The sequence below is a fragment of the Brevibacillus sp. FSL K6-0770 genome, from assembly GCF_038000275.1.
In the GTDB taxonomy this organism is placed as follows: domain Bacteria; phylum Bacillota; class Bacilli; order Brevibacillales; family Brevibacillaceae; genus Brevibacillus; species Brevibacillus parabrevis.
Genome location: NZ_JBBOBQ010000001.1, coordinates 1,749,260 through 1,773,748, shown reverse-complemented (window position 1 = coordinate 1,773,748; position 24,489 = coordinate 1,749,260). Strand labels below are relative to the sequence as shown.

Below are 24,489 nucleotides of genomic sequence, written 5' to 3'. Positions count from 1 at the left end.
TTTCTTTTTTGCGCTGACTTTTTGAAAAGGAGTGACAGAAATGTCTAGCGGGCAGCTGCCTCTCGTCAGTATCGTAACCCCCTCCTTCAATCAGGCCAGATTCATTCGCGAAACGATCAACAGCGTGCTGCTCCAGGACTACCCGAACCTGGAAATGCTCGTGATCGACGGCGGTTCGACGGATGGAACACTCGCCATTTTGCAGGAATACGCCAGTGCGGACAGCCGCTTCCGATATATTTCCGAACCGGACAACGGACAATCCCATGCGCTCAACAAAGGTTTTGCCATGGCGCAAGGAACCATCATCGGCTGGCTCAACTCGGACGACACCTATCTTCCCGGAGCGATTCGCAAGGCTGTCCACGCTTTATTGCAGCATCCGGCTTGGGGAATGGTTCATGGAAAATGTCAGGTCATCAATGAACATAGCCAGGCAGTCAATACGTTTCCCTCCTCGCACGCCGATGCCAAACAGCTTTACTACACGTGCTGCATCTGCCAGCCCGCCGCGTTTATTCGCCGCAATGTCATCACCCACATGAAGGGCGTGGACGAAAAGCTGAACTTTTGCATGGACTACGAGCTTTGGATGCGCATCGCCAAGTTTCATCAAATTGGCTTTGTTCCGGAGTTTTTCGCCAATGCCCGCATCCACGCCACCTGCAAATCGACGACGCAGTGGCATTCGGTCGGAATCCCGGAAGTGTTCAAATCGCTCGCCAAGCACTATTCGAGCATCCCGAGCGGCTGGATCTCGCACGTCTCGCAATATCGGGGGATGGGCGTAATTGACTTGCTGAAAATATTCAAGTCGTTTCCTTCCAACTCCACACATGTCACCAGCACGAACCGCTTCCCGGACACATGGGCGCCTCCCGTCTTGCGCACGATCATTCAGTCTGACCCTGACAAGCCGGCACATATTTTGCTGATCAAAGGCAAAATTCCCGGTGCGCCAGCGAAGCTGCCCAAACCTTTTCAACTGACCGCTCTCGTCAACGGAGCTCGGGCCAAGTCTTTCACCGTCGAAAAGTCGCAGTTCGCCCTGGAAATCCCGCTCGACCCGCGAACAAACGTGCATCGCGTAGACATCGCTTCTTCCTTGACGGCCCCGGCGACCGTCCCGCATCTGCAAAACAAGCTGGTCGGAGGTTATCAGGCCGAGGAAGTGATCCCGCTGTCTCATGATGAATTTGTTGTGTATCAAGCTTTTTCGCGAGCCTAAAGACCCTGCGCATGCTTCACATGTACAGCCTCGTCTCCAGAACAGCCGCCGCCCCTGCAATCGCCAGCAGCAACAAGATGGGATAGGCGGCTGGTACATACGCGTAGACCGCCACTGTCGCCACAGCTACCCAAATGCCCGTGCACCAGTGGCAACTGAGCAATTCGCCAAAAAAGCGGCGGACTTTTCCCCCTTTAAAACGATACTGCCGGTTCATTTGTCCGGTCGCGTCTGCCTCGTACACGACGGTAAAAAACGGGTTGCGAAGAAACGACGTGATCTCGTCATACACAATCAAATGGGTGAGGCGAAAGCTGGCCAGCACGAGAATGACCAGGTCAATCCACGAGATGCCAAACATCGAATTTTCCCTCTTTCCAATATTTTGTGGTTTCTTTCCCAAAACAATATCGGGTACCATTGGAGGGCGACAAACCAGAGAAAGGCGTGATGACATGAATCGCAACATTTCGAAGATTGCAGCTATCCTTTCCCTGTCCGTCACCTTCACCATGATCGGACAACCTGCATTTGCAAAAACAACATTTACCCCTCTGAAAAAGGGGATGAATAATGCACGCGTGCTCGAAGTGGAGAAAATGCTCGATGCCCTGCATTTTGACCACAAACTGAAAGTAGACAAGCTCTATACCGTCGACACCGTGTACAACGTCAAGCAATTCCAGAAAAAGTACAAGCTCAAGCAAACGGGAATTGTGAACAAAGCGACTTACGACAAGCTGAACAAAGTGTACAAGGCGCAAAAGACAAAACCGGCTCCCAAACCGGAGACGCCAAGCAAGCCTGCCGAACCAGCTGTCACCCTGAAGCTCGGCTCTACAGGTGAGCGCGTCAAAGATTTGCAAGCCATGCTCGCCAACCTCGGCTACAAGGTGACTGCGACAGGCACTTATGATGACTCTACCCGTTTTGCCGTCATGCTGTTTCAATCCCGCAACAAGCAGACTTTGACCGGGGAAGCCGACGCGAAAACGTACAAGGCGATTGAAGAGCAGTACAAGAACAACAAGAACAATCCGAAGCCAACTCCGACACCAACGCCAACCCCGACACCGCCTGTGACGCCAACACAGCCAGAAAAACCGCAAAACCCGGGCACTGGCACGACCGTTCCTTTGCCAGCCGATTTGACTGCTGACGAAAAGGAAATGGTCCAGTTGGTCAATCAGGAGCGCACGAGCCGCGGACTCGCGCCGTACCAGGTCGATATGCAACTGGTCAAAGTAGCGCGAGTCAAAGCCCAGGAGATGGTGACCAAAGGCTACTTCAGCCACACTTCTCCGACGTACGGTTCGCCTTTCCAGATGATGGACACCTTTGGTATCAATTATATGGCGGCAGCTGAAAACATTGCCCAAAATCCGTCGGTAAGCGGTGCCCATCAAATGTTCATGAACTCTTCGGGCCACAAGACCAACATCCTCAGCCCTACGTATGACTATGTGGGAATCGCTGTAGTCAATGGCGGCCCTTACGGAAAAACGTTCGTCCAAATGTTTTTGAAAAAGTAAGCTCGCTGAATGTAAAAGCCATCATTTCGCTATCGAAATGGTGGCTTTTTTTGCCTATGCCTAGAACGAAACAGCAATCCGGTTGTTCGCCGAAAAATGCACGGATTGGTCGTTGCAGAGAACGACTCCTTCTACAACGATCGCCTTGCCCGAATCCTGCTTCAAAAAAGACACCTGGAAATTTTGAAAAGCTTCCGCTGACTGCGGCGGGATCGCGACAGGCTGGATCGGAGCAATCCAGTATTCGCCGCGTTCCATCGCTTGGGTAAACCAGTCGTCATCGAGGTACCGCCAGCCTTTCAAGCCGTTGCTGCCTTGCACAGCCAATGTCTCGACCAGCCGCGGCGGCAAAATTTGCCCGCCCATCTTGATCGAATCGGCTGGGCTTACCCGCAGGCAAACGATCGGATTGTACAGCACCTCTGTTCCCGTGTTTTTGACTTGCAAAGTGCCTATTAGCAAATACGGTTTTTCATTGGAGTCTGAGTGAATCAATGTATAGTCAAAAAACACTTCTGCCGCTGTGCGCGCTTCTACAGCCTGTTCCTGTTCCTCTGTTTGTTCGGGAGCTGCTTCTTCTATATGGAGGACGGCTGCGTGCGGCTCCTGTGGTTGCTCTCGCTCCTGCGATGCGACTACCTCTTCTGCCAGGTGTGCAGCAGCTTCCTGCTCTTGCTGAACCACTTGCTCTGCCTGCGGCTGTTCCGCCTTTTGCAGGCTGGCTACTGCTGTCTGTTCCTCCTGAAGGTCTGGCACTGCCTGTGCGGTCATGACTGGCGCCTCTGCTTGCTCCTCGCCAGCTTCGCTCTCGCTTTGCTCGCAATCGTGTTCATCTGCCTGGTCAAGCAGCTCCTCCACTTCTGCAAGCAATTCCTCATCGTCGCTTGTGCTTGTGGTCAGCTGACTTTGCTCGGACGACCAGACGCTGGAGTAGAACAGCTTCAATATGTTCGGGGGAAGGTAAGCAAGCGGCTGAATGTGCAAGCCGTTTTGAAAATATTCCAAAATGCCCGAAGCGAGATAGAAAGCTATTTTTTCGCCGTAAGCTTTTCTTTTGTACACTTCCGTGTGAATCGGAATTTGCAGCTGGATATGCACGATTCCGCCCGCTTGTTTGGGCGCTTTGCTCGCTTTTTGCTGGCACGCTATCCCCGTCTGCTTCAGTTCTTGCTGCAAGCAGCGGATCAGCTCTCTCTGCCGCTCATTTTCGTGCGGATATAAAACCAGCCGCGGCTTTTCCAGCAAGCGCAGTTCCTTCATGCTGAAGCGGATCGCAACGTCGGTATTTTTCGCCAGGCTGAGGTTGTTTTTCGTCAGCACCACTTCCATTCCATAATCAGAAACGAAGCGCTGGACTTTCCCCAGCACATCCCACTCGTAGGCAGTTTCCGTCGTTTGGCCGCCTGTAAAAAGAACGCACACTTTCCCTTTCAGGCCCGAATCGAGATCGATCCGCTTCTGTTTCGGGTCCCATTTCAATTGAAATCCGTTTTGCTTGCAAAACAATCGAAAAGCAGGCAGAGCCGCATACGGCATGGTCCCGCCACGCTGCCCGCTGTAATATACCTCGACGTCCATCCTTTTCACTCCTCACGACACGATCTAGACTCTCCGCGATATTGTATGAATGCCTAGTGCCAAGAGTGAGCAAATTTGGCAGCGGGCGTTCCCTCCCCTGACGTGCGGCATACCATGGCTACTAGAAAGGAGTGGTCATATGTCCGTCGAGCAACCGCCATTGGTCTCTATTATCATCCCTGTCAAAAACGAAGGAGACAATGTGCGCACAACGATTACTTCTCTCGTCAATGCGAGAACCAATATGACCTATGAAGTCATCGTGGTCGACGATGCTTCTACTGATAATGGCTGTCATTTTTTGCGCAATCAGGAAAACCCGTCAAACATCAAGCTGATCACGACAGAAGGGATCGGAGCAGCAGCCGCGAGAAATTTGGGCGTCGATCACGCGCAGGGCAGGTTTTTGATCTTTTGCGATGCGCACCTCGCTTTTGAAAATTTCTGGATCGATCGCATGCTGGAGCTGATCCTCACCAAAAAAGCGGACGGCGTCGCACCGGGGATCGCCTCCATGACAGAGCCGCACAAAATCGGCTACGGCCAAAAGCTTGATCAAAAGCTGGGCGTCGTCTGGTATCCGAATCCGCAGCGGCCTGCTCCGATTGCGATTTTGCCAGGGGGCTGCTTTATTGTCACGCGAGAAGCTTTCATGAAGGTCGGCGGATTCGATCGCGGGTTCCGCGTGTGGGGCTTTGAAGACATCGAGTTTTCCATCAAAATGTGGCTGTTCGGCTTCACCTGCTTTGTCCACCCTTCCGTGAAAATTCGTCATCTGTTCAGGCAAACGCATCCTTATACAGTGGTGCATGAGCACATCTACTACAATATGCTGCGGATGGCGTACAGCCATTTTAGCGAACAGCGGATTGAAGCCACGAAGAAGCTCATCGTGTACGCAAATGCCAGCGAAATCGAAGACGACGTGCTGACCTCTGGAGCAGCTGCCCAGCGCATCCGCTACCTCGCCCAGAGAAAACGCGATGACAACTGGTTTTTCCAACAATTTCAAATCCCGTTTTAATCCGTCTTTCACCTAAAAAATGGGCATTCGTTGACAAGCAAATTTCCCCTTGCCCACATAGTATGTAACTGCAAAGCAAATCCCCTAGGAAAGGAAGGATTCTTACGGTGAAACATCCTGTGAAGCCCATTATGGGTCGCCAGCTCCCTACACCAACACCGACCGCTACTCCTCCTACTCCGAACAACCTTCAGGAAGAGTGCATTCGCGTTCAAAAGGTGTACGACTGGGTCGTTCTTGCTAACAGCTACCGGAACAAGATTGCCCTTCCCGACGATTGTCGAGCACTTGTGGACGCAGCTATTCGTGCAGGGCAAGATATTTCCATCTCGTGCGTAGAGCCTGTATCTCCTGGCCCTAGCTGCAGCGTCGTCAGCATTCGCCGCGAAAACATCACAGTCAACGGCACAACCGTCCGCGTAGGTGTTGTCCGCTTCGTGTTCAGCGCCACTGTTATCGTGCGCGTTTTCGCAGACGGAACGCCACTCTGCGAATTTACGACAACGGTACAGTTCGATCAGGAGGTCGTACTGTGCTTGCCTGAACCGCTTGACGAAGACAACATCGTTTGCCGAATCAGCGCCCTGGAATGCAGCCCTACCGGCAACGTACTCCTCGGCGGCATGGTTCAGCTGGATGTCATTGTGTGCGTGGAAATCCAGGTAGAAGCGGAAGTCAAACTCGAAGTGCTCGCCAAATTCTGCTCGCCGCGTCCTAACAACATTCCTGTACCGTCGCCAACGCCTTCTTTCCGTTGCCCGCCGATCACATTCCCGCCACAATGCCCGCCAATCTTCCCAGTTCGCAACTGCGATTGCCAGGCGTCCGTAAACGCACTGATCCCGAACGTATCGATCAGCATCGGTATCCCACTCGAAATCGCAGTCGGTACAGTCCAGCTCATCGCCGATATCTGCCCAAGCTGCGATCCATCCAGCAGCTCGTTCACCTTTAACTTCTTCGATACAGTCTTGACTGACCTGTTGGGCGACCAAAGCTTCAGCTTCTCGCCTACCTCGATCAGTTCGCCTACGTGCATTACCGTGCTGCCAGGTCTGGATCTGATCACTGGTCTGGTCGTATCCGGTACCGGCGTGAGAACCTTCACAGCAACCGGAGCGCAAGAGTTCATGACCTACTCCTTGACTCTGGCCGAAACAGCACTCGGTCTGCCAGACGTGATCATCCTGACACTGACAGATGCAAACGGCATCCTCGTCTTCTCTGCCAACCTCACCATCGTTCCCGACGAGCAATTGCTGGTGCGCGATTGCGTCACATTCGGAGACATCGTCATCACCACGCCGTAAGCTTCCTGCTTCCTGCAAACTATACTGGTGTTTCCACCGGGAGAAGACTTTGTCTTCTCCCTTTTTTCGTTTCTTTTGCCGCCAGATTGGCCGCATCGGGATACATGCACCAAATGCCGACCATTACATATGTCTATAGAGGATAACCTTACGCAAAAAAGGAGGACAACACTGTGCTTAAAAAAAGAACCTCCAGCACAAGCAAGCCAAAAGCAGGGAACGAGAAGTTCCTTTTGCTGAAAAAACAGGCGTACTACTACGAGGACAAAGCTAACCAACTGGGCATGAGAGTGATGGAGCTTGAGGAAAAGATAGAAGCAACCAGCCTGGAAAACCAGGAATACCGGGCACAGCTGGAGGAACTGCACCAGACCCTCGCCGATCTGGACCAAAAAGCAAATGAATGGCAGCAGTACACAGATCGGTCGCAGAAGCTGCTCAGCGATCTGGAAGCGAAACTGGACCACTACCAGAACCTTCTCCAGCAGCGCGAAAAAGCCATTTCGGTCTACAAAGATCGGGAGGGCAAGCTGAAGCGAACGGTAGATGAGCTGCGGAGCGAGCTGCACGAGCATGAAACATCCCCCAAGCTCGCGGAAGCCATTTCCAAGCATGAGGCCATGGAAGCCACTTTGCGGGAGCGTATCGAACTATTGCAGCGCAGGCTGGATCACTTTGAGAAAAAGGAAGCGGAGTGGGAGCAAAGCCTGGCGAAGCTGAAATCATATGAGTCCGCCAGCGAGCACGCACAGCAGCAGCTGGAGGAAGCGAGACGAAAAGAAGCAGAACTGGCACAGCTGATCGCCTCGTCGGAGCAGGTCAACACCCAATTGCATGAGCAGCAGCAACAACAGCGTGACAAGATCGAGGAGCTGCTTGCAGAACGCCAGCAGTTGCTCGAAACGATTACCCATTTGGAACAGCAGGAAAATTCCTGGAAACGAGCGCTTGAGCATATGCACGACGAATACGAAAGCGCCCAGCTCGTGGAACAGGAGCAGCTTTCCCAGCTGGAGCATTTGCAACAGCAGCTGGAAGCATCCCAGCAAGACCTGCACACCAAGCGCCAACAGCTGGAAGCAACAAATCATAATCTGGAAACAACTTCCCTGCAACTCCAGGAAACGACTCAACTTTTGCAAGACACGTCCGCACAGCTGACAAACGCGTCCCAGCAACTGGAAGCTGCACGCGATCTGGAAGCGCAGCTTTTGCTCAAACAGCAGCACTTAGATGAAACCGCACGGCAACTGCACGAGACAACCGTACAATTGCAAAACGCCTCGGCCCAGCTGGAAGCTACCTCCCAGCAGCTTGACGCGGCCCGCGCTCTGGAGCAGGAGCTGATCGAGAAGCAGCAACAGCTGGAAGCTGCCCTTGTTCAGCGGGAACAGCAGGAGCTTTCGTTGCAGCAAGCCCTGGAGAAAAAAGACGCTGAGCTGATCGCGGCTCATCACGATTATTTGGCGTTAATTGAAAGGCACGATCAGACGCTGCAACAGCTGGGCACAACGGCACAGCAACTCGACGAAACAAATCAGCAACTGGAAGACACCACAGCCCGGCTGCACAGCACAACTTCCCAACTCGACGCCGCCTCCCAGCAGCTGGATCACACTGCGCAACAGCTTGACGAGACTTCCCGGCAGCTGGATCAAACTACACAACAGCTTGACGCCGCTTCCCGCCAGCTCGATGCCGCTCGCGAACACGAGACGCAGCTTCTCGCCCAACAGCAACAGCTCGAAGCAGCCGTCACGCATTGGGAGCAACAAAAGATCGTGTGGACCGAGGCGCTTGAGCAAAAAGACGCTGAGGTGCAAGCTGCGCTCCACCTGTCCCACGAGTGGAATGCGAAGCACGACCAGGTGGTTCAACAGCTTGACGCGACCTCTCAACAGCTCGATGCCAAGGCTGAACAGCTTGACGCCGCTTTACAGCAACTTGACGTGACTACGCAGCAACTCGACACGACTGCGCAGCAGCTTGACACCACCTCCGCTCAGCTCGGCGAAGCGAACCAACTTTTGGCGGAAACGGCGGCTCAGCTGCAAACCACGACTTCCCTGCTCGATGCCAAGTCCGAGCAGCTTGACGACGCTTTGCAGCAACTTGACGTGACCACGAAGCAGCTCGACACGACTGCGCAGCAGCTTGACACCACCTCCGCCCAACTCGACGAAGCGAACCAGCTTTTGGCGGAAACGGCGGCTCAGCTGCAAACCACGACTTCCCTGCTCGATGCCAAATCCGAGCAGCTTGACGACGCTTTACAGCAACTTGACGTGACTACTCAGCAACTCGACACTACTTCGCAGCAGCTTGACACCACTTCCGCCCAACTCGTCGAAGCGAACCAGCTTTTGGCGGAAACGGCGGCTCAACTGCACAGCACGACTTCCCTGCTCGATGCCAAGTCCGAGCAGCTTGACGACGCTTTGCAGCAACTTGACGTGACCACGAAGCAGCTCGACACGACTGCGCAGCAGCTTGACACCACCTCCGCCCAACTTGACGTGACTACTCAGCAACTCGACACTACTTCGCAGCAGCTGGACACCACTTCCGCCCAGCTCGGCGAAGCGAACCAGCTTTTGGCGGAAACGGCGGCTCAACTGCAAGACACGACTTCCCTGCTCGACGCCAAGTCGGAGCAGTTGGACGCCACTTCACAGCAACTTGACGCGACTGCGCAGCAGCTTGACGCCACTTCCCGACAGCTCGAAAGCGCCCTTGCCTCCAAGGCGCAGCTGATTGCGCGACAGGAACAGCTTCAGGCAAGCATCGCGGACTGGGAGCAACAGGAAGTTTTCTGGCAGCAAGCTTTGGAACAAAAAACAGCCGAGCTGCATAGCGCTCATCAGGACTACCTCGAACTGAGCGGAAAACACGAGCAAGCGCTTCAGCAGTTGAACACAGCTTCCCAGCAGCTTGACGAAGCACAGCAACAGTTGGCAGATACTCAAGCCGAACTACAAAGCACCCGCTCCCAACTGGACGCATCTTCCCAACAACTCGGCGAAACTCAGCAACAACTGGAAAGCACAGCCGCCCAGCTCCAAGACACCACAGAGCAACTCCAAGCCGCTCGCGAGCAGGCAGCGCAGCTGACAGCGAAGCAACAACAACTCGAAGCAAGCATTGTCCAGTGGGAGCAACAAGAGCGACTGTGGCAACAAGCTTTGGAACAAAAAAATACCGAACTGCAAGACGCCCACCGCGACTATCTCGAATTGGGCGAAAAGCACACCCAGACGCTTCAGCAGCTTAACAGTTCTGCGCAACAACTCGCCGAGACGACCAAACAACTGGACGAAACAAAAACCCAACTGCAAAGCACAACTTCCCGGTTCGACGTTACTTCCCAGCAGCTCCATGCCGCCCGCGAGCAGGAGGTACAGCTGCTGACCAAGCAGCAACAGCTGGAAGCAGCGATCGCCCGCTTGGAGCAACAGGAGCAGCAGTTGAAGCAAGAATTGGAACAAAAGAGCAGCGAACTGCAAACGAGTCGCCAATCGTATGAGCAATTGAACGACAAGCACCTTTCGCTCGTTCAGCAGCTAAACACCGCTTCCCAACAACTGGAAGCAACGAAAGAACTGGAAGCGCGCCTGACAGCAAAACAACAGCAGCTCGACGACGCGCAAAAACAGCTGACCGAAGCAAACGCAAACTTGTCCGCGATCCAAAAGCAGCTGCGGGCCGCCGAAGACAAGCTGACTTTGCAACAGACGGATGAAAGCAGCTGGAACAAACGCCTGGAAGACACGATTCACTCCTTCAAGCAACAGCTCAAAGAAAAAGAAAAACAACTGGAGCAAATCACTACCCAGGAGCTTGTCTTGAAAAAGACAGTCGCCGGACTAAAACAGTTGGTCAAGGAGCATCAGGAGAAAGAGGAGAAGTACAGACAAGCCATAAAAGATTTCAGCCAAAAAGAAGCGCGGGCAAACAAGACGTTGAGCCAACTGCCGCACAGCACTTCTTCGTCCATGAACGGCCACATGAACGGCAACGCAAACAACAACATCCCTGCTTCCAGCCCAATCTCGTTCAAGATGCCGCCGCATACGCAGCAAGGAAACACATTCAACCCGTTCAAGTGACCAGTTGCAATGTGCGATCGCCGTTACCACTCGACAGCTCGCTGAATAAAACATAGTACAGTACAGAAAGGGAGGGAAATCCATGACACCAGATCAACTCCGCGCACTTTACAATCAGCGTCAGCAACGCCCTGTTCGCCAAGGCATGCGTCCGCTGGGGATGCCGCCATCGCCACTGCCAAAATCCGGGCCTGTGCACAACGTGAAACCCTTTGTCCAATCCAAAACAACCGGAGGATGCTGCGGCAGACGTTGGCAAGGCTAATACAACCGAAACACCCTTTTCCATGACCCGATCTGTGTGGGACGAAATGGTTCGACATTGCCAAGAAGAAAAACCGTATGAGGCATGCGGATTGCTTTCCGGAAGGGGCAACAGCGCCCAGACCATTTGGCGGATGGAAAACGTCCTGAAACGCCCCGATGCTTTTGCCATGAGCACACGGCAAATTCAGAAGGTGCTAAATAAAATGGCCATGCGCGGCGAGAATCTGGTCGGGATTTACCATTCCCATCCAACCGCTCCGCCCGTTCCGTCCACCGAGGACATCGCTTACGCCCACTACACGGAAGCCGCTTACCTCATCGTTTCCTTATCTTCGCCCCAACCTGCACTCGGTTGTTATCGCATTTGGGGGGCCAGAGCTTTTCCACGCCCCTTCCGCCTTGAATAAACACTATTCACCCACAGAGGAAAAACAGCCAGAACGCCGGGTCATCTCCCCCGCTGTTCTGGCTGTTCCTTTTTGGCGACCAGCAAGCATTCGCGCTGCTCCCAGCTTACAAAATCATCCTCCCACAAAACTTGACACCGTTCTTCCTCGATGCTGATGACGACACCTTTGGCTCCATCCTTCACAAATACGACCAGATCGCCCACTTGGATCACCGGAGATCGCCCGCCCATTATCCGAGTCTGAAAATGATTCCGTGGCCGCCCTTCGGGTATTCCCACCGGATGTTTTCGTGCGGACAGCCGATGCGACAGCTCCCGCACTCGTGACAGCCCTCGTAGCCCACATGCATCCGCACTTCTTCCCATTTGTAAACCTCCGCCGGACAAAAGATCGTACAGAGCTTATCCGGGCATTGCGACGCGCACACATCCGCGCTCAATACGTGCAGGTGCGATTGCGTATCTGCCTTGAAGCGAACGAGATACTGCTTCTCTTCGATCGATTGCCCTTTGGGTATTTGCGTCATCACTTCATCACCCTCCATGCATTCATCAGATCGCGCGCCATTTTCCACTTGTCCTTGGCGCTGCCCAGATCGCTCCATATTTTTTTCTGCTTGTTCCACTTCGAGCTTCCGTCCACCGTGAACATTTGGCTGGCTGCCTTGTTCATCAGCGGGATATACTGCTCAAAATATTGCGGGAACTTTTCAAAATGGTGTGTAGCATCCTTGTACTTTTTCAAATCCTGACCGACAAAGCTGTTCAACAGGCTGTCGCGGTACGGCATGAGCATTTTTTCCGAGAAGTCGTTCGCCTCTCTTGCCTGCATAATCGTCTCGGCAGCCATTACCCCCGAAGCCATCGCCATGTTCGAGCCTTCCCGGTGAATCGCGTTGACGAGCTGTGCCGCGTCTCCCACGACGATGACACCGTTTCCGACGACTTTTGGCATCGAGCGATAGCCGCCTTCCGGGATCAGGTGCGCCAAATACTCCTGCTGTTCGCAGCCTTGTATATAGGGGCGGATCATCGGATGGTTCTTGACGTAATCCAGCAGCTCATACGGCTTGAGCTTATGCTTGATCAGCCCGGACAGCATCGTGCCCACGCCGATGTTCAGGCTGTCCTTGTTCGTATAGAGCCAGGCTGTGCCCAGTATTCCCTTGGTCGAGTCTCCAAAAATCTCGATCGTACAGCCGTGATCGCCCTCCAGATTAAAGCGGTCCTCGATGATTTTGCGATCCAGCTTCAATACTTCCATCACGGCCAGCGCAACCTCGTCAGGGCGAAACTCCTTGTGGAAGCCCAGCGATTTTGCCAACAACGAATTGACCCCGTCAGCGAGGACGACCACATCGGCGTAAACATCGCCGTCCGGTCGGTCAGTCTTGATCCCGACGACCTTGCCGTCCTCGACAATACAGGATAACGCCACTGTCTCATTCAGCAAAAGCGCGCCTTCCTGCACCGCTTTATCGGCAAACCACTGGTCGAACTTGGCTCTGAGCACCGTGAAGTTGTTGTACGGCTCCTGCGCCCATTCCATGCCTTTGTAGCTGAAATTGAGCGCCGATTCTTTATCGAGCATCATAAAGCGCTGCTCCACGATCGGCCGCTCGACCGGAGCCTCCTTGTAAAAGCCCGGGATGATATCCTCCATCGTCTTGCGATACAACACCCCGCCCATCACATTTTTGGAGCCGGGATATTCGCCTCTTTCCATCAACAGCACACTGACACCAGCCTTCGCCAGCGTGTAAGCACAGGCTGTTCCGGCCGGACCTGCCCCGACGACAATCACGTCAAATTTTTCAGCCATACGTAACCTCCCTGTCCGGCTCCTTTTGGAACGCTTTCATCAGCAATGGCACGATCTCAAAAGCGTCGCCCACAATGCCGTAGTGACACGCCTGGAAGATCAGGGCATTCGGGTCTTTGTTGATCGCGATGATCAGCCCGGAATTGCGCATGCCGACCAGATGCTGGATCGCCCCGGAAATGCCGATGGCAAAGTAAATTTTCGGCGTAACCGTAACCCCTGTCTGTCCCACCTGATGCGCGTGATCGACCCAGCCCGCTTCGACGGCATCCCTGCTCGCCCCAACTGTCGCTCCGATCGATTCCGCGAAACGGTGGATGAGCTGAAACCCTTCCTTGCTGCCCAGCCCTTTCCCGCCAGCTACGATGACATCGGCTTCATCCAGCCTGACCTTTTCTCTCGTTTCCCGCACGATTTTCAACACTTTGGTGCGAATGTCTTCCTCTGCAAGCTTGATGCTCTCCTTGATGACTTCGCCCGTCCGCATCTGATCCGCTTCCAGTGCTTTCATGACTTTCGGGCGCACCGTCGCCATTTGCGGCCGATGCTTTTTGCATAAAATCGTCGCCATAATGTTCCCGCCAAAAGCAGGTCGGCTCGCTTCCAGCAGTCCTGTCTCCGCATTGACATCCAGCATCGTCGTGTCAGCGGTCAGCCCCGTCTGCAAGTCGGTAGCTACCGCGCTCGCCAAGTCTTTTCCTGTCGTGGTCGCCCCGTACAAAATGATCTCCGGCTTGTGCTTCTCCACACACTCGATGACAGCGCGCATGTACGACTCCGTGCGGTAGTCGGCAAAAATGCGCTGATCGTAGACGTACACCTGATCCGCCCCGTACGGAAAAGCCGTTTGCGCCAGCTCCTCCACGCCATCTCCGATTAAAAGTCCCGCCAGCGGCACGCCGCGTTTGTCCGCCATTTGCCGCCCTGCTCCCAAAAGCTCCAGCGATACGGGCGCAATCTGTCCATCCCGCGCCTCCAGATAGACCCAGATGCCGCGATACTCCTCCAGATTCATGACTGTCCCTCCTTCACACGAAACAATCCCTGTTTCTCCCGGAGGATGTCCATCAAGCGCTCCACTTGCTCTGTCGCTGTTCCCTCCAGCATTTCTCCGCCCTTCGGCTTTTCCGGCGGCCATACTTTCGCGACGATAGTCGGCGAGCCTTTCAATCCAAGCAAAGTCCGGTCAATATCGCCGAGATCGTTCACGGACCAGACAACCGGATTGTACCTGGCCGCCCGCAGCATGTTGGGCAGAGGAGAATACGGCACCTCGTTGATTTCCTTCTCCACGGAAAAAAGACAAGGCAGCGTCGACTGGACAACCTCATGACCGTCTTCCAGCTTGCGGTGAACGATGGCATAGCCTTGTTCCTTGTTCACTTCCACTACCTTTTTCACATTGGTCAGCGGGGGAATATCCAGCCGTCTGGCAACTCCCGGCCCGACCTGTCCCGTATCTCCGTCAATCGTCATCTTGCCGCAGATGACGAGGTCAACCGGATGCTCCTCAGCGATTTTTTCAATCGCCTTCGTGATCGCATAGCTCGTCGCCAGCGTGTCTGCTCCGGCAAATGCGCGGTCCGTCACCAAATAGCCCGCGTCTGCGCCGATCTCGATGCATTTGCGAATCGCTTTTACGGCTGGCGGCGGCCCCATCGTCACCACAGAAACCACGCCGCCATAACGCTGTTTCAGACGGACGGCTTCCTCTACTGCATGCGCGTCATACGGGTTGAGGATCGCAGGCGCACTGGCGCGATCCATCGTGTTTGTCTTCGGATTCATCTTGATGATCTTCGTATCCGGTACTTGCTTGATACAGGCAACGATGTGCAGCATGAACAATCCCCCCTTGCTGCCTGGCGCGGGTTTTTCTGTCGGCCTGTGCAAAGGTTGTCTTTCTTTCGCGCGATTTCCTGCGGGCAGCTTGTCGTTCGTTGTTATAACCTATTGCACCAAAGGCAGGCTTAGACCAGTAAACAGCCGGAATTGCCTTTGCACGGGGGAAAATCCGTTGTCTGCCGCCCCCTCGCGGGCGTGAGCATTCGCCTGGAAGCAGGTGTCGCTTATCGGAAAGACGAGCGATCCGAGATCATGCATTCGTTTCTGGGCATGTTTTTCCGTCTGTTTGTCTACGGCATGCAAAAAGACGCCCGCTGCCAACTCGTGGCTTGCGGGCGTCTTGCTCTTTGCTTCTTACTTTTTCACAGACAGCTCAACGGTTCCTTCGGTAAACTTCTTGGATACCCGTTTCAGCTTGATTTGCAGTCCGATCTCAGGAAGGATTTTACCGATTTCCGGCACTTCCGACATCGTGTAGTCGTCGCCGTCGTCGAATGTCGTTACTCCAGCGAGCGGCTCATAATCCATCGTGCCGTAAATGTAATCGAGATCCATGCCAGATGTTTTGTTCGGGCTGAATGCCGCATCGTTCACCTGGTAGCGGGAGTCTGCGATCGCGTCTTTGTTTCCTTCGTCGTTGTTCCAGTAGCGCACTTCTTGATGCGCGTCGACTACGCCGAGCATGCCGTAGCCTGGATGCTGGCTTGTGTTGTTGTCCTGCGTTTTGCCGTAACGGCCGTCGTAGTACCAAATCACCATACCTGGATCGTAAGTGAAGAACGTATCGTTGCGACGGAAATACTTCAATCCAGCGTCTACGCCTTCGTGAGAACGCAGCTCGATCAGGTAGTACGTGTCGTACATTTTGCCTTTTCCATCAAAGTGCTGGAAGCCGTCCAGCTTGAACTTCGGTTCGCCTTCTGCGTCATCCTCGAAAATAACCTGTCCGTCTCCTTCAACTTCAAAGTTGTCGAGATAGAAACCAGCCATAGCCAGGCCGCCATCTGTCTTGTAGTTGAACTCAACGCGAATTTTCTTGCCGGCAAAATCGTTCAGGCTGATTTTTTCGTGATCCCAGCCTTTCGTTACATCGTCGAACACTTCTACTTCTTTGCTTTCCCCGGTATTTTCATCAATCACATTGACGTACAGGAAGTCGTAGTCGGTTTCAATCGCTCTCCAAGAATCAAAGCTCATGGAAGCCGAGCTTACTCCGCTCAAGTCAATGACGTCCGAAACCATTTTGGTATCGAGATTGTCACCCTCGTCAGAGAAGTAGGAGTAGTCCCCATCTTTTGGCTGAATCGGTGGCTCTTTTTCTACTTGCGGCATGTTGAGCTTGATGACTTTTCCGCCCATTTCCAGGCTGGAAGCGTCAACCAGGCTGACTGTCTTTTTCTTGTTTTCCAAATCTTTGTAGTCAAGCACGCGCGGCGAGATCCATTTGCCGCCGTACATTTGTTGCAGCATCATTTTAGACCAAGGGTCCATTCCGGTCGGTTGCGTTTGGAAAATTTGGCCGGTATGGCTTCCGGACGACATCAAGGACCAAGCCCCTACTGGGGAATCGTGCCCTTGCTTGCTTGTGTCATACAAGTCTGGCAAGCCGAGGTTGTGCCCGTACTCGTGAGCGAATACGCCTGGCGCGCCGTCTTCTGGCTGGATCATATAGTCAAAAGCTTTCAGGCTGGTGCCTGGGATTTCCACCGGCTTTTTCAAAGTCCAGCGATGCGACCAGATTGCGTCTGCATCTTCCCCTGTTTCCTCCCCGATGCCTGCGTGAACAAGCATCAGGTTGTCCAACATGCCATCCGGCTCCATCAAATCCCCGTCGCCATCCAAATCGTACGGGTCGCGTTGGTCGTACTCGTCTTCTTTGCCTGCGATTGCCTCTCCTACTGCGTCAAGCGTTTCCACGACCAAGTCGCGCGGAGCGGAATCGCTGCCGCCGGAGTTGTTTTCGCCATAATACTTGTAGCTTTTCTCAGCCATTTGCCACGGAGTGACTACCCCGTCTACCGTCCAGCTTCTGCCGGATTGCAAGTAGTAGTATTCCGCCATGGTCGTCATGCTGGTGCCTTCTGGCGTCTCGTATCCTTTTTGATTGAACAGCATTTCCTTGTAGTGCTTTTCGTTGAAATCCGCTGTCCAGAGCGTATCGTTCATTTTAGGCAGTTCGTTGTGTTCGCGATCGGAAAACTCAACCAGCGCGATCACGATATTGTCTGTATGTACTCTTTTCGAAGCGCGCAATTCTTCTTCATCTTCAATCTCCGTAACTCGTTGCGCTGCATCCGACAAAGCCGCCAGCTGGGATTTCGTCGCCTTTTTCCCGAAGGAAGAGGATTCGTCTACGCCATGCGGCACTTTCTTGTCTTTGAGGTAATCCTCCAAAGCTTCATTGATTTCATCCTGATCGGCATCCTCATCAATGATCCCTTGCTCAATCAAACCTTTGACCAGCCGGTCGATGTTGACCGTGGACAAGTCCACCTCCAGGCTATGCTTGTCCTCCTTCGATTTCGCCAACCCCGTAGCGGGTACCGCCGCAAATGCGGTTAGCACGAGCGATGATGAAAATAAAATGGATAATAGCTTCTTGCTTTTCTTCACTGCCGTTCACCCTCTTTTTCTATCTATTTTTTGCCGGACTATGATAGAAACCCCCAGTTCCGACTATTCACAATTATTACATGTTTTTTGGTTATAGCCAAAAAAATTCTTTCGACAGAAAATCCTTCATGATCAAAATCATTTTTTCACCTGAGCAATCTGACCCACTTTGACAAATCTTTATTTTTTTTGATTTTTATGCAGATTCTTGTCCATTTGGCTGAAAAAAAGACCACTTCACTTATATGTCTACTGCCAAAAGACGCAGGAAAAAATTGTCGTATTTTGTCTAAATAAGTCGAAATATAATTGCATTTTCCTTACCTGTTACCTTGCATATCACGTTTCCTTTTTGAAAAAAACGCAAAAAGCCATCTCGCACAGATGGCTTTTCCCTCGATACCTTGATGCGTAATAGGCCGGAAAATATCACTTGATCGGCAAGGTCACGGTGAATCTCGTAACGCCATGCTCTGACACGATCTCGATGTTCCCCGCATGTTTGCTGACTACTGCTTGCACGATCGGCAGGCCCGCTCCCCTTGCACATGATTGCGTGGCTGGCTTGGTCGTATATCCTACCGTGAAAATTTGCGCGCGCTGCTCTGGCGATATTTCCGTCCCTGTATTTTCTACTTCAAAAATGTACTGCTTGTCTTCCCGGCGACAAGCAATCCGGATTCGCTTTTCGCCCTCCGCCGTTTCCGCGGCATCGATCGCATTGTCGATCAGATTGGACAATATTTTCACCAAATCGATAGACGGAATGCTCTCGAAAGGGTCGGGACATTCGGCAAATTGCATGACAATCTGTTTCGACTTGGCCTGCTCCCATTTCGTGTGGAACAAAACCATCAACGCCGGGTTGGCGATCCGCACCGTAAGATCAAGCAGCTTCGTCTCCTTTAACAGCGATTGAATGTAATCGCGTGCCTTGTCAAAATAGCCGCACTCGATCAAACCGTACAAAACTTGCATATGGTTGACAAAGTCGTGGCGAATCGAACGAATCGAGCTGATGACGGAGCGCAGCTCATCCTGATAATGCTCCTCTGTCTCGCCAACGGCTGCTTTAAGCTCCCGGCGATACCAGCGCTGCAACCCGAGGATCAGCACGATCAGCACGACGACGAACAGCCCGTGAAAAACAAAGACAGGCGTGCTGTTTCGAACGACCTCTTCGCCAATCCCTTCCACCATCGCCATGTCTGTGTCGACGCCAACGATGCCTAGCAGCTGACCGTCTTTTCCGACCAGCGGCGCACCGGCCGACATGTAAACGCCGTAAACAGGGTCGCGGATGATGTCGGAATAGTAGGATTGACCCGTGCGAATTTTGGCAATCTGCTCTGCCGTCACATAGCAAGGATCGCCAATCTGAAAAGGAAGCGTCCGATCAGGCGGATAGGCCACGACCATGACTTTGCCGCCGTTTCCATCCTCGTTGATTTGCATAATGTACGAGTAAAGAATCCCGAATTGCTCTCGCGCCTGACTAAGTTGGGTACGAATCGACTCATAAGCCGGGTTGTCCTTGGCAGGGTGCTGCAAAAATTGCTCATAGGCGGCAATATCGATTCGCTGCGCCACCATCGCCGCCGTCTTCATGCTCTGATTGGCAATCGAAAGGCGGACCGACTGCATCGTATTGTAATAAGAGCCTGCGATGCTAAGACAGGTCATCGTCAAAAACAGGACGCCTGACATCAGCACACAAATCCAGACTCTGCGATTTTTTGTAAAGGATGTTACCATTTTCTCCTCTGCCGTTCTCTCATTGACGTGTCACTCCCTTATCCATTCTAGTCGATTTGTTTCAAAGCTGTCCACCTGCGCTCCCCTCTTGACAGACATACTTTCGCACAACATAGATTGCAAACTATTTTGACTTCTTTTTATAATAAGGAGACTGCGAATTACCAATCTGTTTCCACCGTGAAAAGGAGTGGGTCCGATGCAAGACAAAATGTTTGCCCGTTTACAGGAAATTTACCCGGAGCTGGTTTCATTCAGACGCGATCTGCATATGTACCCTGAGCTTTCCTTTAAAGAAGAAAACACGGCAAAGAAAGTAGCGGACAAGCTCGCTTCCTTTGGCATCGAAGTAAAAACCGGAGTAGGCGGCCTGGGCGTCGTCGGCTACCTCAAGGGTGGAAAACCGGGAAAGACGGTCGCTTTGCGCGCCGATTTTGACGCTTTGCCGATTCAGGATGAAAAAGAGGTTGAGTATAAATCGCGGATTCCCGGCGTGATGCACGCATGCGGCCACGACATTCACACGGCCGGCTTGCTCGGTGTCGCCCAAGTTTTGAGCGAGTTCCGCGATGAGCTGCCAGGTACGGTCGTGTTTCTTCATCAGTTTGCCGAAGAGCTGCCGCCTGGCGGAGCGAAATCCATGGTCGAAGCAGGCTGCCTGGAAGGCGTCGATGTCGTCTACGGTGCCCACGTCGCTTCTGATTTGCCAGTTGGCGTCGTCGGCATTGCAAAAGGATACGTCACAGCCGCTGCTGACAGCTTTGAAATTGTTTTGTACGGAAAAGGCGGGCATGGCGCTTCCCCGCACACTTCCATTGACCCGATCGTCCTCGGCAGCCAGATTGTGATGAACCTGCAACAAGTGGCGAGCCGCCAGATAGACCCGCTCAAGCAAGTCGTGCTGTCCGTCTGCTCGTTTAACGGTGGCGGCGAAGCGTACAACGTCATTCCCGACCAGGTGCGCCTGAAAGGAACCGTCCGCACGTACGACGAAGAAGTGCGCGTAGCGGTTGAGCAATCCATGCGCCGCATCGTGGAAGCGAGCTGCCATGCTGTCGGCGCGACTTGCGAAATCAAGTACGAACGCGGCTATCCGGCTACATGGAACGATGAAGTGGAAACGCCGCTCGTGGAAGCAGAAGCGAAACGTCTTTTTGGCGAAGAGCGCGTCATCCAAATGCCACCGATCATGGGGGGAGAAGACTTCGCCTACTACGCGCAGGAACGTCCAGCTACTTTCTTCATGACCGGCGGACGCAATCCGGAGCTTTTGGCAACCTATCCGCACCATCATCCCAAGTTCGATGTGGATGAGCGTTCCATGATTCAAACGGGGCAACTGTTCATCGGAGCACTGCTCGCGTACCAGGCTCGTCATCAAGAATAATCCGCTCTACAAAAAAGGCAGGGACTTCAGGCTCCCTGCCTTTTCCTATTGGCTATACTTCATGGCGGATGATCCATTCCAGACGCCTGCTTTGCATGCCAGGCGGAATCGTTTTCAGCAACCAATTGCGCACGGCGATTGCCAACGGATTTTCCCACTGGGTAACATAGCCCATCAGACGCGAGCCGCGCACGATCGCATGTGCCCGCTTTTTCCGCTGCTTCTCGTAGTGGACGAGAGCGGCTGGAATATCCACGTCGGCAGGCGCAAGACAACGTGCCAGCACAAGCGCGTCCTCCAGCCCTTGCCCTGCTCCCTGCCCCAGATTCGGCAGCATCGGATGTGCGGCATCGCCCAAAAGGCTGACCCTTCCCGTACCCCACCGTTTCAACGGCAGTCGATCGTAAATGTCGTGCCGCAAAATCGCTTCCTCCGGCGTAGCGGCGATGACGGCGCGGACAGGCTCGTACCAGTTTTCCAGGCGGCGCAACGCCGCGAGCTTTCGTCCGATCGGCGGATCTTTTTCGCCTTCCGGGGCATTGATGGCAGCGAACCAGTGTATCCGGTTGTGACCGATATGGGAAAAACCGAACCGCGCTCCACTCCCCCACGCTTCAAAGCCGCCGCCCGTTTCCAGCGGATAGCGCGCATCTTCATACCGGGCGATTCCGCGAATGGCCGTATAGCCGGAGTAGCGCATCTTTTCCGCGCCAAACAACAGCTTGCGCACGCTGGAGTGAATCCCGTCCGCACCGATGAGGACGTCTGCTTCCGCTGTCGTGCCATCGGCAAAAGACGCTTGGACCCGCTCCGCTTCCTGCGAAAAAGCGGTCAGCTTTTTGCCCAGAACCAGCTCTTGCTCGTCCACCCTTTCGCGCAGCGCTTGTTGCAAGTCTGCGCGGTGCACAAGGTAGCTGTCCGCCCCGCAGCGCTCGGCTTGACGTGCGACAGGCAGCTCGACCAGCACGTTTCCTTGCCAATCGCAAATGCTCGCCTTGCGGACGGGTGAACCAAGCTCCCGGACGCGTTGGCCCGCTTCCAGCTTGTCCAGTGCCTTCATCGCATTGGCAGCCAGCACGATGCCTGCCCCGATACCTTTTTGCTCCCTGGCTTGCTCATACAGCCTGACCTGCCAACCTGCCTGTTTCAAGGCAATCGCCGCCGACATTCCAGCCAACCCGGCCCCGATGATCATCGCTTTTCTGTCTTTGTGCTTGCCGTTGGTCATGACTTTTTCTCCCGTCAGTAAGACTTTTCCAAATCATAACATGGCAAGCGACCAGGGCATACGAAAAAGCCGCTTTTCCATCGAAAAGCAGCTCTCTCGCTTGTCGCCTGTCTCCTAGAACAAGTTCATGCTCAAGTAACGTTCACCCGTATCCGGCGCAATGCAGACCACCCGTTTGCCTGTGCCCAGTCTTTTGGCAATCGTGATCGCCGCAAATACAGAAGCTCCTGACGACGGGCCGACCAAAATGCCTTCCCACGCGGCGAGCTTGCGCATGCTGTCCAAAGCTTCTTCGTCGGCGATCTGGATGATCTCGTCGTAAATGTCCGTATTCAAAATGCGCGGAATAAACCCGGGACTTGTGCCGACCAGCTTGTGCGGCCCCGGCTTGCCACCCGACAAAACAGGCGAACCTTTTGGCTCCACGACGGCGATGTACAACCCGGGAACCTCTTCGCGCAGCACCTCGCCCGTCCCTGTAATCGTCCCGCCTGTGCCCGCCGTCGCGACAAAAGCATCGAGCTGTCCTTTTGTCTGGGCCAAAATTTCCCGGGCTGTCGTGACGCGATGAATGTCCGGATTCGCCGCATTTTCAAACTGCTGCGGAATGAAGCTCCCTGGGATTTCCTGCTGCAACTCCTTCGCTCTGGCAATCGCGCCTGGCATCCGCTGTTCACTCGGCGTCAGCACGACTTCTGCCCCGTATGCTTTCAAAATGTTGATCCGCTCTTTCGACATGTTATCGGGCATGACCAAAATCGCCTTGTAGCCTTTGGCTGCCGCGTTCATCGCCAAACCGATTCCCGTGTTGCCGCTCGTCGGCTCGATAATCGTATCCCCGGGCTTGATCAGCCCCTCCCGCTCCGCTCTGGCAATCAGATTGTAAGCAGCGCGGTCTTTGACGCTCCCGGACGGATTGAACTTTTCCAGTTTGACCCACACCTCTGCCGCTCCCTCGGGAACCATCCGGTTCAGGCGAACGCAAGGCGTATTTCCAATCAGCTCGGTGATATTTTGGTAGACGTTCATAAAAACCTCCCGGACAAAGCCAACTGGCTGGTGTATACGAATAAGCATAATACAATTAAACCGATCTGAAAACAGCAAAAAAGCCCGTTCCCTGGTGCACAGCCGCACCGTGGCAACGGGACTTGATCTGTTTGCGCGCTTTAGAAGCCGTACTTGGCCTTGGTCTGTTGCAGCACGTTTGCCGCCTGCTGATAGAGCTTGTTCGCAGCAGTCTTGCCGCCGCCTTGCTCTTTTTCCAGCGCAGCCAGCCGCTGCTTCGCCTGATCGATTGCGTCGGTGCCTGCCTTGATCGCCGCCTGCAACGCTTTTTCGCGATTAGCCGCGTCCGGAGCATTCGCCTTGATCTCTTCCCAAACCGTCTGCGTGTCCTTAATATCCGTTTCCAGGACGGCAATCAGGTCTTGCATGCTTTGCTTCTTCTGGGCGATTGTGCTGTCCATCGCATCCATCCCGTCGACCAGCACCTTCATGCTGCCGAGCGTCCCGGCCATGACGTCATACTCCATTTTGCTCAAACTAGGCTGCTTGGAGTAGGTAGTCAGCTCGTCCAACAACCCTTGCAGCTCAGCCGTCTGGTCTTTGGAAAATTGAATCTCGTCTGCGAACTGGATTTCCTGCAAATATTGCGCGCTCTCCTGCAAGTCAGCCGCGAGCTTTTCCGTCCGCACGACTTTGTTCGCAAAAGCCACCCGCGCCTCTTCCTTGGCTCGCTGCTCCGCCAACACTTTTTTCTTCTGCTCCGCTTCCAGCTCGACGCTTTTCGTCCAGGCGGCAAGCTTGTCGCTGTAAGCCTGGTTTGTGCTGGCAACAAGCTTGGTTTCCTGTGGCTCTCCTTGTGCGAGTGAACCTGTAATCAAAAGGCCGTCCGCACTCAGCTTGGCCTGAAGCGGCCCAACCGACTCAGCCGTCTTATCCGCAGATGCGGACTTCGGCTGAAGCGTCAGCGCATCGCCTTCCCGCGTCCCTGTAAAAAGGCTTGTCTCTGTTTGCAAGCGAGGAACCGTATCCTCGACTAGCAGCTTGGACAACGTGATTTCGACGTTGAGTTGCTCCTGTTCCGGCGTCACCTTGGCGTACACCATCCGGCTCTGGTCTGCGTACAAATAGCCTTCTGCCAGCGCGATCGGCATAAGCGCGCGATAGCCCCAAAAGCCCAAAGCGCAGACGACCAGCAACGCTATTATTCCTACGATCCGTTTGTTTTTCCCCTGCATACCGCGACCCCTCATCCGCTTTTTCTGTTTCTTTTGACCCGCTTTTACCAGTACGTACCACTATTTCATCATACATGAATCATGACCCTCAGCCATATGAGTCGAAAGGCCAAATCCATGAAAGCTTTCCGAGCTTGAATTT

Annotated in this window: 20 protein-coding genes; 8 read left to right on the top strand and 12 right to left on the bottom strand. The window is 53.7% G+C overall.

What is annotated here, in order from left to right; all coding sequences use genetic code 11:
• Positions 1 to 40 precede the first annotated feature (40 nt).
• Entirely contained in the window at positions 41 to 1,228 is a 1,188-nt protein-coding gene (locus NST23_RS08675) for a glycosyltransferase family 2 protein (RefSeq protein ID WP_173596256.1), read from the top strand.
• Between the two features lie 16 nt (positions 1,229 to 1,244).
• Here NST23_RS08675 and NST23_RS08670 read toward each other — a convergent pair whose 3' ends face one another.
• The gene (locus tag NST23_RS08670) at positions 1,245 to 1,589 is read right to left on the bottom strand and encodes a DUF1360 domain-containing protein (RefSeq protein WP_173596255.1); all 345 of its coding nucleotides are present in this window, start codon (positions 1,587 to 1,589) and stop codon (positions 1,245 to 1,247) included.
• Positions 1,590 to 1,683: 94 nt separating this feature from the next.
• On the opposite strand from NST23_RS08670, the gene NST23_RS08665 reads away from it, so the two are divergent.
• Entirely contained in the window at positions 1,684 to 2,760 is a 1,077-nt protein-coding gene (locus tag NST23_RS08665; RefSeq protein WP_173596254.1) for a peptidoglycan-binding protein, read from the top strand.
• Between the two features lie 60 nt (positions 2,761 to 2,820).
• Here NST23_RS08665 and NST23_RS08660 read toward each other — a convergent pair whose 3' ends face one another.
• Complete coding sequence (locus tag NST23_RS08660; RefSeq protein WP_281869060.1) at positions 2,821 to 4,338, bottom strand: hypothetical protein; 1,518 nt, start codon at positions 4,336 to 4,338, stop codon at positions 2,821 to 2,823.
• A gap of 139 nt (positions 4,339 to 4,477) precedes the next feature.
• Here NST23_RS08660 and NST23_RS08655 point away from each other — a divergent pair, with 139 nt between their 5' ends.
• The 5 genes from NST23_RS08655 to NST23_RS08635 all read left to right on the top strand — a co-directional run bounded on the left by NST23_RS08655 (position 4,478) and on the right by NST23_RS08635 (position 11,452).
• On the top strand, positions 4,478 to 5,362 hold the full coding sequence (locus NST23_RS08655) for a glycosyltransferase family 2 protein (RefSeq protein ID WP_122963216.1): 885 nt from the start codon (positions 4,478 to 4,480) through the stop codon (positions 5,360 to 5,362).
• A gap of 107 nt (positions 5,363 to 5,469) precedes the next feature.
• Entirely contained in the window at positions 5,470 to 6,672 is a 1,203-nt protein-coding gene (locus NST23_RS08650; RefSeq protein ID WP_122963215.1) for a hypothetical protein, read from the top strand.
• A 173-nt stretch (positions 6,673 to 6,845) separates the two neighbouring features.
• On the top strand, positions 6,846 to 10,778 hold the full coding sequence (locus NST23_RS08645; RefSeq protein WP_340963537.1) for a hypothetical protein: 3,933 nt from the start codon (positions 6,846 to 6,848) through the stop codon (positions 10,776 to 10,778).
• Between the two features lie 82 nt (positions 10,779 to 10,860).
• Positions 10,861 to 11,043 carry a hypothetical protein gene (locus NST23_RS08640; RefSeq protein ID WP_063227158.1) on the top strand — a complete coding sequence of 61 codons (183 nt, stop codon included), beginning with the start codon at positions 10,861 to 10,863 and terminating at the stop codon, positions 11,041 to 11,043.
• Positions 11,044 to 11,065: 22 nt separating this feature from the next.
• The gene (locus tag NST23_RS08635; RefSeq protein WP_122963270.1) at positions 11,066 to 11,452 is read left to right on the top strand and encodes a Mov34/MPN/PAD-1 family protein; all 387 of its coding nucleotides are present in this window, start codon (positions 11,066 to 11,068) and stop codon (positions 11,450 to 11,452) included.
• Positions 11,453 to 11,493: 41 nt separating this feature from the next.
• Here the strand turns inward: NST23_RS08635 and NST23_RS08630 are convergent, their stop codons facing one another.
• The 7 genes from NST23_RS08630 to NST23_RS08600 form a co-directional block, all read right to left on the bottom strand.
• A complete protein-coding gene (locus NST23_RS08630; RefSeq protein WP_167470239.1) occupies positions 11,494 to 11,667 on the bottom strand; it encodes a hypothetical protein in 174 nt (57 codons plus the stop codon).
• A 17-nt stretch (positions 11,668 to 11,684) separates the two neighbouring features.
• Positions 11,685 to 11,981, bottom strand: a complete 297-nt coding sequence (locus NST23_RS08625; RefSeq protein WP_122963213.1) for a ferredoxin family protein — start codon at positions 11,979 to 11,981, stop codon at positions 11,685 to 11,687.
• Positions 11,981 to 13,276, bottom strand: a complete 1,296-nt coding sequence (locus NST23_RS08620) for an FAD-dependent oxidoreductase (protein ID WP_122963212.1) — start codon at positions 13,274 to 13,276, stop codon at positions 11,981 to 11,983. The genes NST23_RS08625 and NST23_RS08620 overlap by 1 nt, the downstream gene beginning before the upstream one ends.
• Entirely contained in the window at positions 13,269 to 14,291 is a 1,023-nt protein-coding gene (locus NST23_RS08615) for an electron transfer flavoprotein subunit alpha/FixB family protein (protein ID WP_173599786.1), read from the bottom strand. The genes NST23_RS08620 and NST23_RS08615 overlap by 8 nt, the downstream gene beginning before the upstream one ends.
• Positions 14,288 to 15,118, bottom strand: a complete 831-nt coding sequence (locus NST23_RS08610; protein WP_122963210.1) for an electron transfer flavoprotein subunit beta/FixA family protein — start codon at positions 15,116 to 15,118, stop codon at positions 14,288 to 14,290. Before NST23_RS08610 ends, NST23_RS08615 begins: the two co-directional genes overlap by 4 nt.
• A 357-nt stretch (positions 15,119 to 15,475) precedes the next feature.
• The gene (locus NST23_RS08605; protein WP_122963209.1) at positions 15,476 to 17,734 is read right to left on the bottom strand and encodes an immune inhibitor A domain-containing protein; all 2,259 of its coding nucleotides are present in this window, start codon (positions 17,732 to 17,734) and stop codon (positions 15,476 to 15,478) included.
• Positions 17,735 to 18,163: 429 nt separating this feature from the next.
• Positions 18,164 to 19,441 (bottom strand): ATP-binding protein, encoded by a 1,278-nt coding sequence (locus NST23_RS08600; RefSeq protein WP_229049877.1) that lies wholly within the window; start codon positions 19,439 to 19,441, stop codon positions 18,164 to 18,166.
• A 247-nt stretch (positions 19,442 to 19,688) separates the two neighbouring features.
• Between NST23_RS08600 and NST23_RS08595 the strand changes: the two genes are divergently transcribed.
• Entirely contained in the window at positions 19,689 to 20,876 is a 1,188-nt protein-coding gene (locus NST23_RS08595; protein WP_242772095.1) for a M20 metallopeptidase family protein, read from the top strand.
• A 52-nt stretch (positions 20,877 to 20,928) separates the two neighbouring features.
• On the opposite strand, the gene NST23_RS08590 is transcribed toward NST23_RS08595, so the two are convergent.
• From NST23_RS08590 to NST23_RS08580, 3 genes are all read right to left on the bottom strand, one after another.
• Positions 20,929 to 22,104, bottom strand: coding sequence for an FAD-dependent monooxygenase (locus NST23_RS08590; protein ID WP_173599785.1), 1,176 nt, complete (start codon positions 22,102 to 22,104; stop codon positions 20,929 to 20,931).
• Positions 22,105 to 22,218: 114 nt separating this feature from the next.
• A complete protein-coding gene (gene cysK / locus NST23_RS08585; RefSeq protein ID WP_173596245.1) occupies positions 22,219 to 23,133 on the bottom strand; it encodes a cysteine synthase A in 915 nt (304 codons plus the stop codon).
• A gap of 140 nt (positions 23,134 to 23,273) precedes the next feature.
• The gene (locus NST23_RS08580) at positions 23,274 to 24,347 is read right to left on the bottom strand and encodes a hypothetical protein (protein WP_173599784.1); all 1,074 of its coding nucleotides are present in this window, start codon (positions 24,345 to 24,347) and stop codon (positions 23,274 to 23,276) included.
• Positions 24,348 to 24,489: the final 142 nt, after the last annotated feature.

Coding starts and splice junctions, on each gene's coding strand:
- NST23_RS08675 (WP_173596256.1), top strand. CDS start 41: ATGTCTAGCGGGCAGCTGCCTCTCGTCAGTATCGTAACCCCCTCCTTC.
- NST23_RS08670 (WP_173596255.1), bottom strand. CDS start 1,589: ATGTTTGGCATCTCGTGGATTGACCTGGTCATTCTCGTGCTGGCCAGC.
- NST23_RS08665 (WP_173596254.1), top strand. CDS start 1,684: ATGAATCGCAACATTTCGAAGATTGCAGCTATCCTTTCCCTGTCCGTC.
- NST23_RS08660 (WP_281869060.1), bottom strand. CDS start 4,338: ATGGACGTCGAGGTATATTACAGCGGGCAGCGTGGCGGGACCATGCCG.
- NST23_RS08655 (WP_122963216.1), top strand. CDS start 4,478: ATGTCCGTCGAGCAACCGCCATTGGTCTCTATTATCATCCCTGTCAAA.
- NST23_RS08640 (WP_063227158.1), top strand. CDS start 10,861: ATGACACCAGATCAACTCCGCGCACTTTACAATCAGCGTCAGCAACGC.
- NST23_RS08635 (WP_122963270.1), top strand. CDS start 11,066: ATGACCCGATCTGTGTGGGACGAAATGGTTCGACATTGCCAAGAAGAA.
- NST23_RS08625 (WP_122963213.1), bottom strand. CDS start 11,981: ATGACGCAAATACCCAAAGGGCAATCGATCGAAGAGAAGCAGTATCTC.
- NST23_RS08620 (WP_122963212.1), bottom strand. CDS start 13,276: ATGGCTGAAAAATTTGACGTGATTGTCGTCGGGGCAGGTCCGGCCGGA.
- NST23_RS08615 (WP_173599786.1), bottom strand. CDS start 14,291: ATGAATCTGGAGGAGTATCGCGGCATCTGGGTCTATCTGGAGGCGCGG.
- NST23_RS08610 (WP_122963210.1), bottom strand. CDS start 15,118: ATGCTGCACATCGTTGCCTGTATCAAGCAAGTACCGGATACGAAGATC.
- NST23_RS08600 (WP_229049877.1), bottom strand. CDS start 19,441: ATGTCAGGCGTCCTGTTTTTGACGATGACCTGTCTTAGCATCGCAGGC.
- NST23_RS08595 (WP_242772095.1), top strand. CDS start 19,689: ATGCAAGACAAAATGTTTGCCCGTTTACAGGAAATTTACCCGGAGCTG.
- NST23_RS08590 (WP_173599785.1), bottom strand. CDS start 22,104: ATGACCAACGGCAAGCACAAAGACAGAAAAGCGATGATCATCGGGGCC.
- cysK (WP_173596245.1), bottom strand. CDS start 23,133: ATGAACGTCTACCAAAATATCACCGAGCTGATTGGAAATACGCCTTGC.
- NST23_RS08580 (WP_173599784.1), bottom strand. CDS start 24,347: ATGCAGGGGAAAAACAAACGGATCGTAGGAATAATAGCGTTGCTGGTC.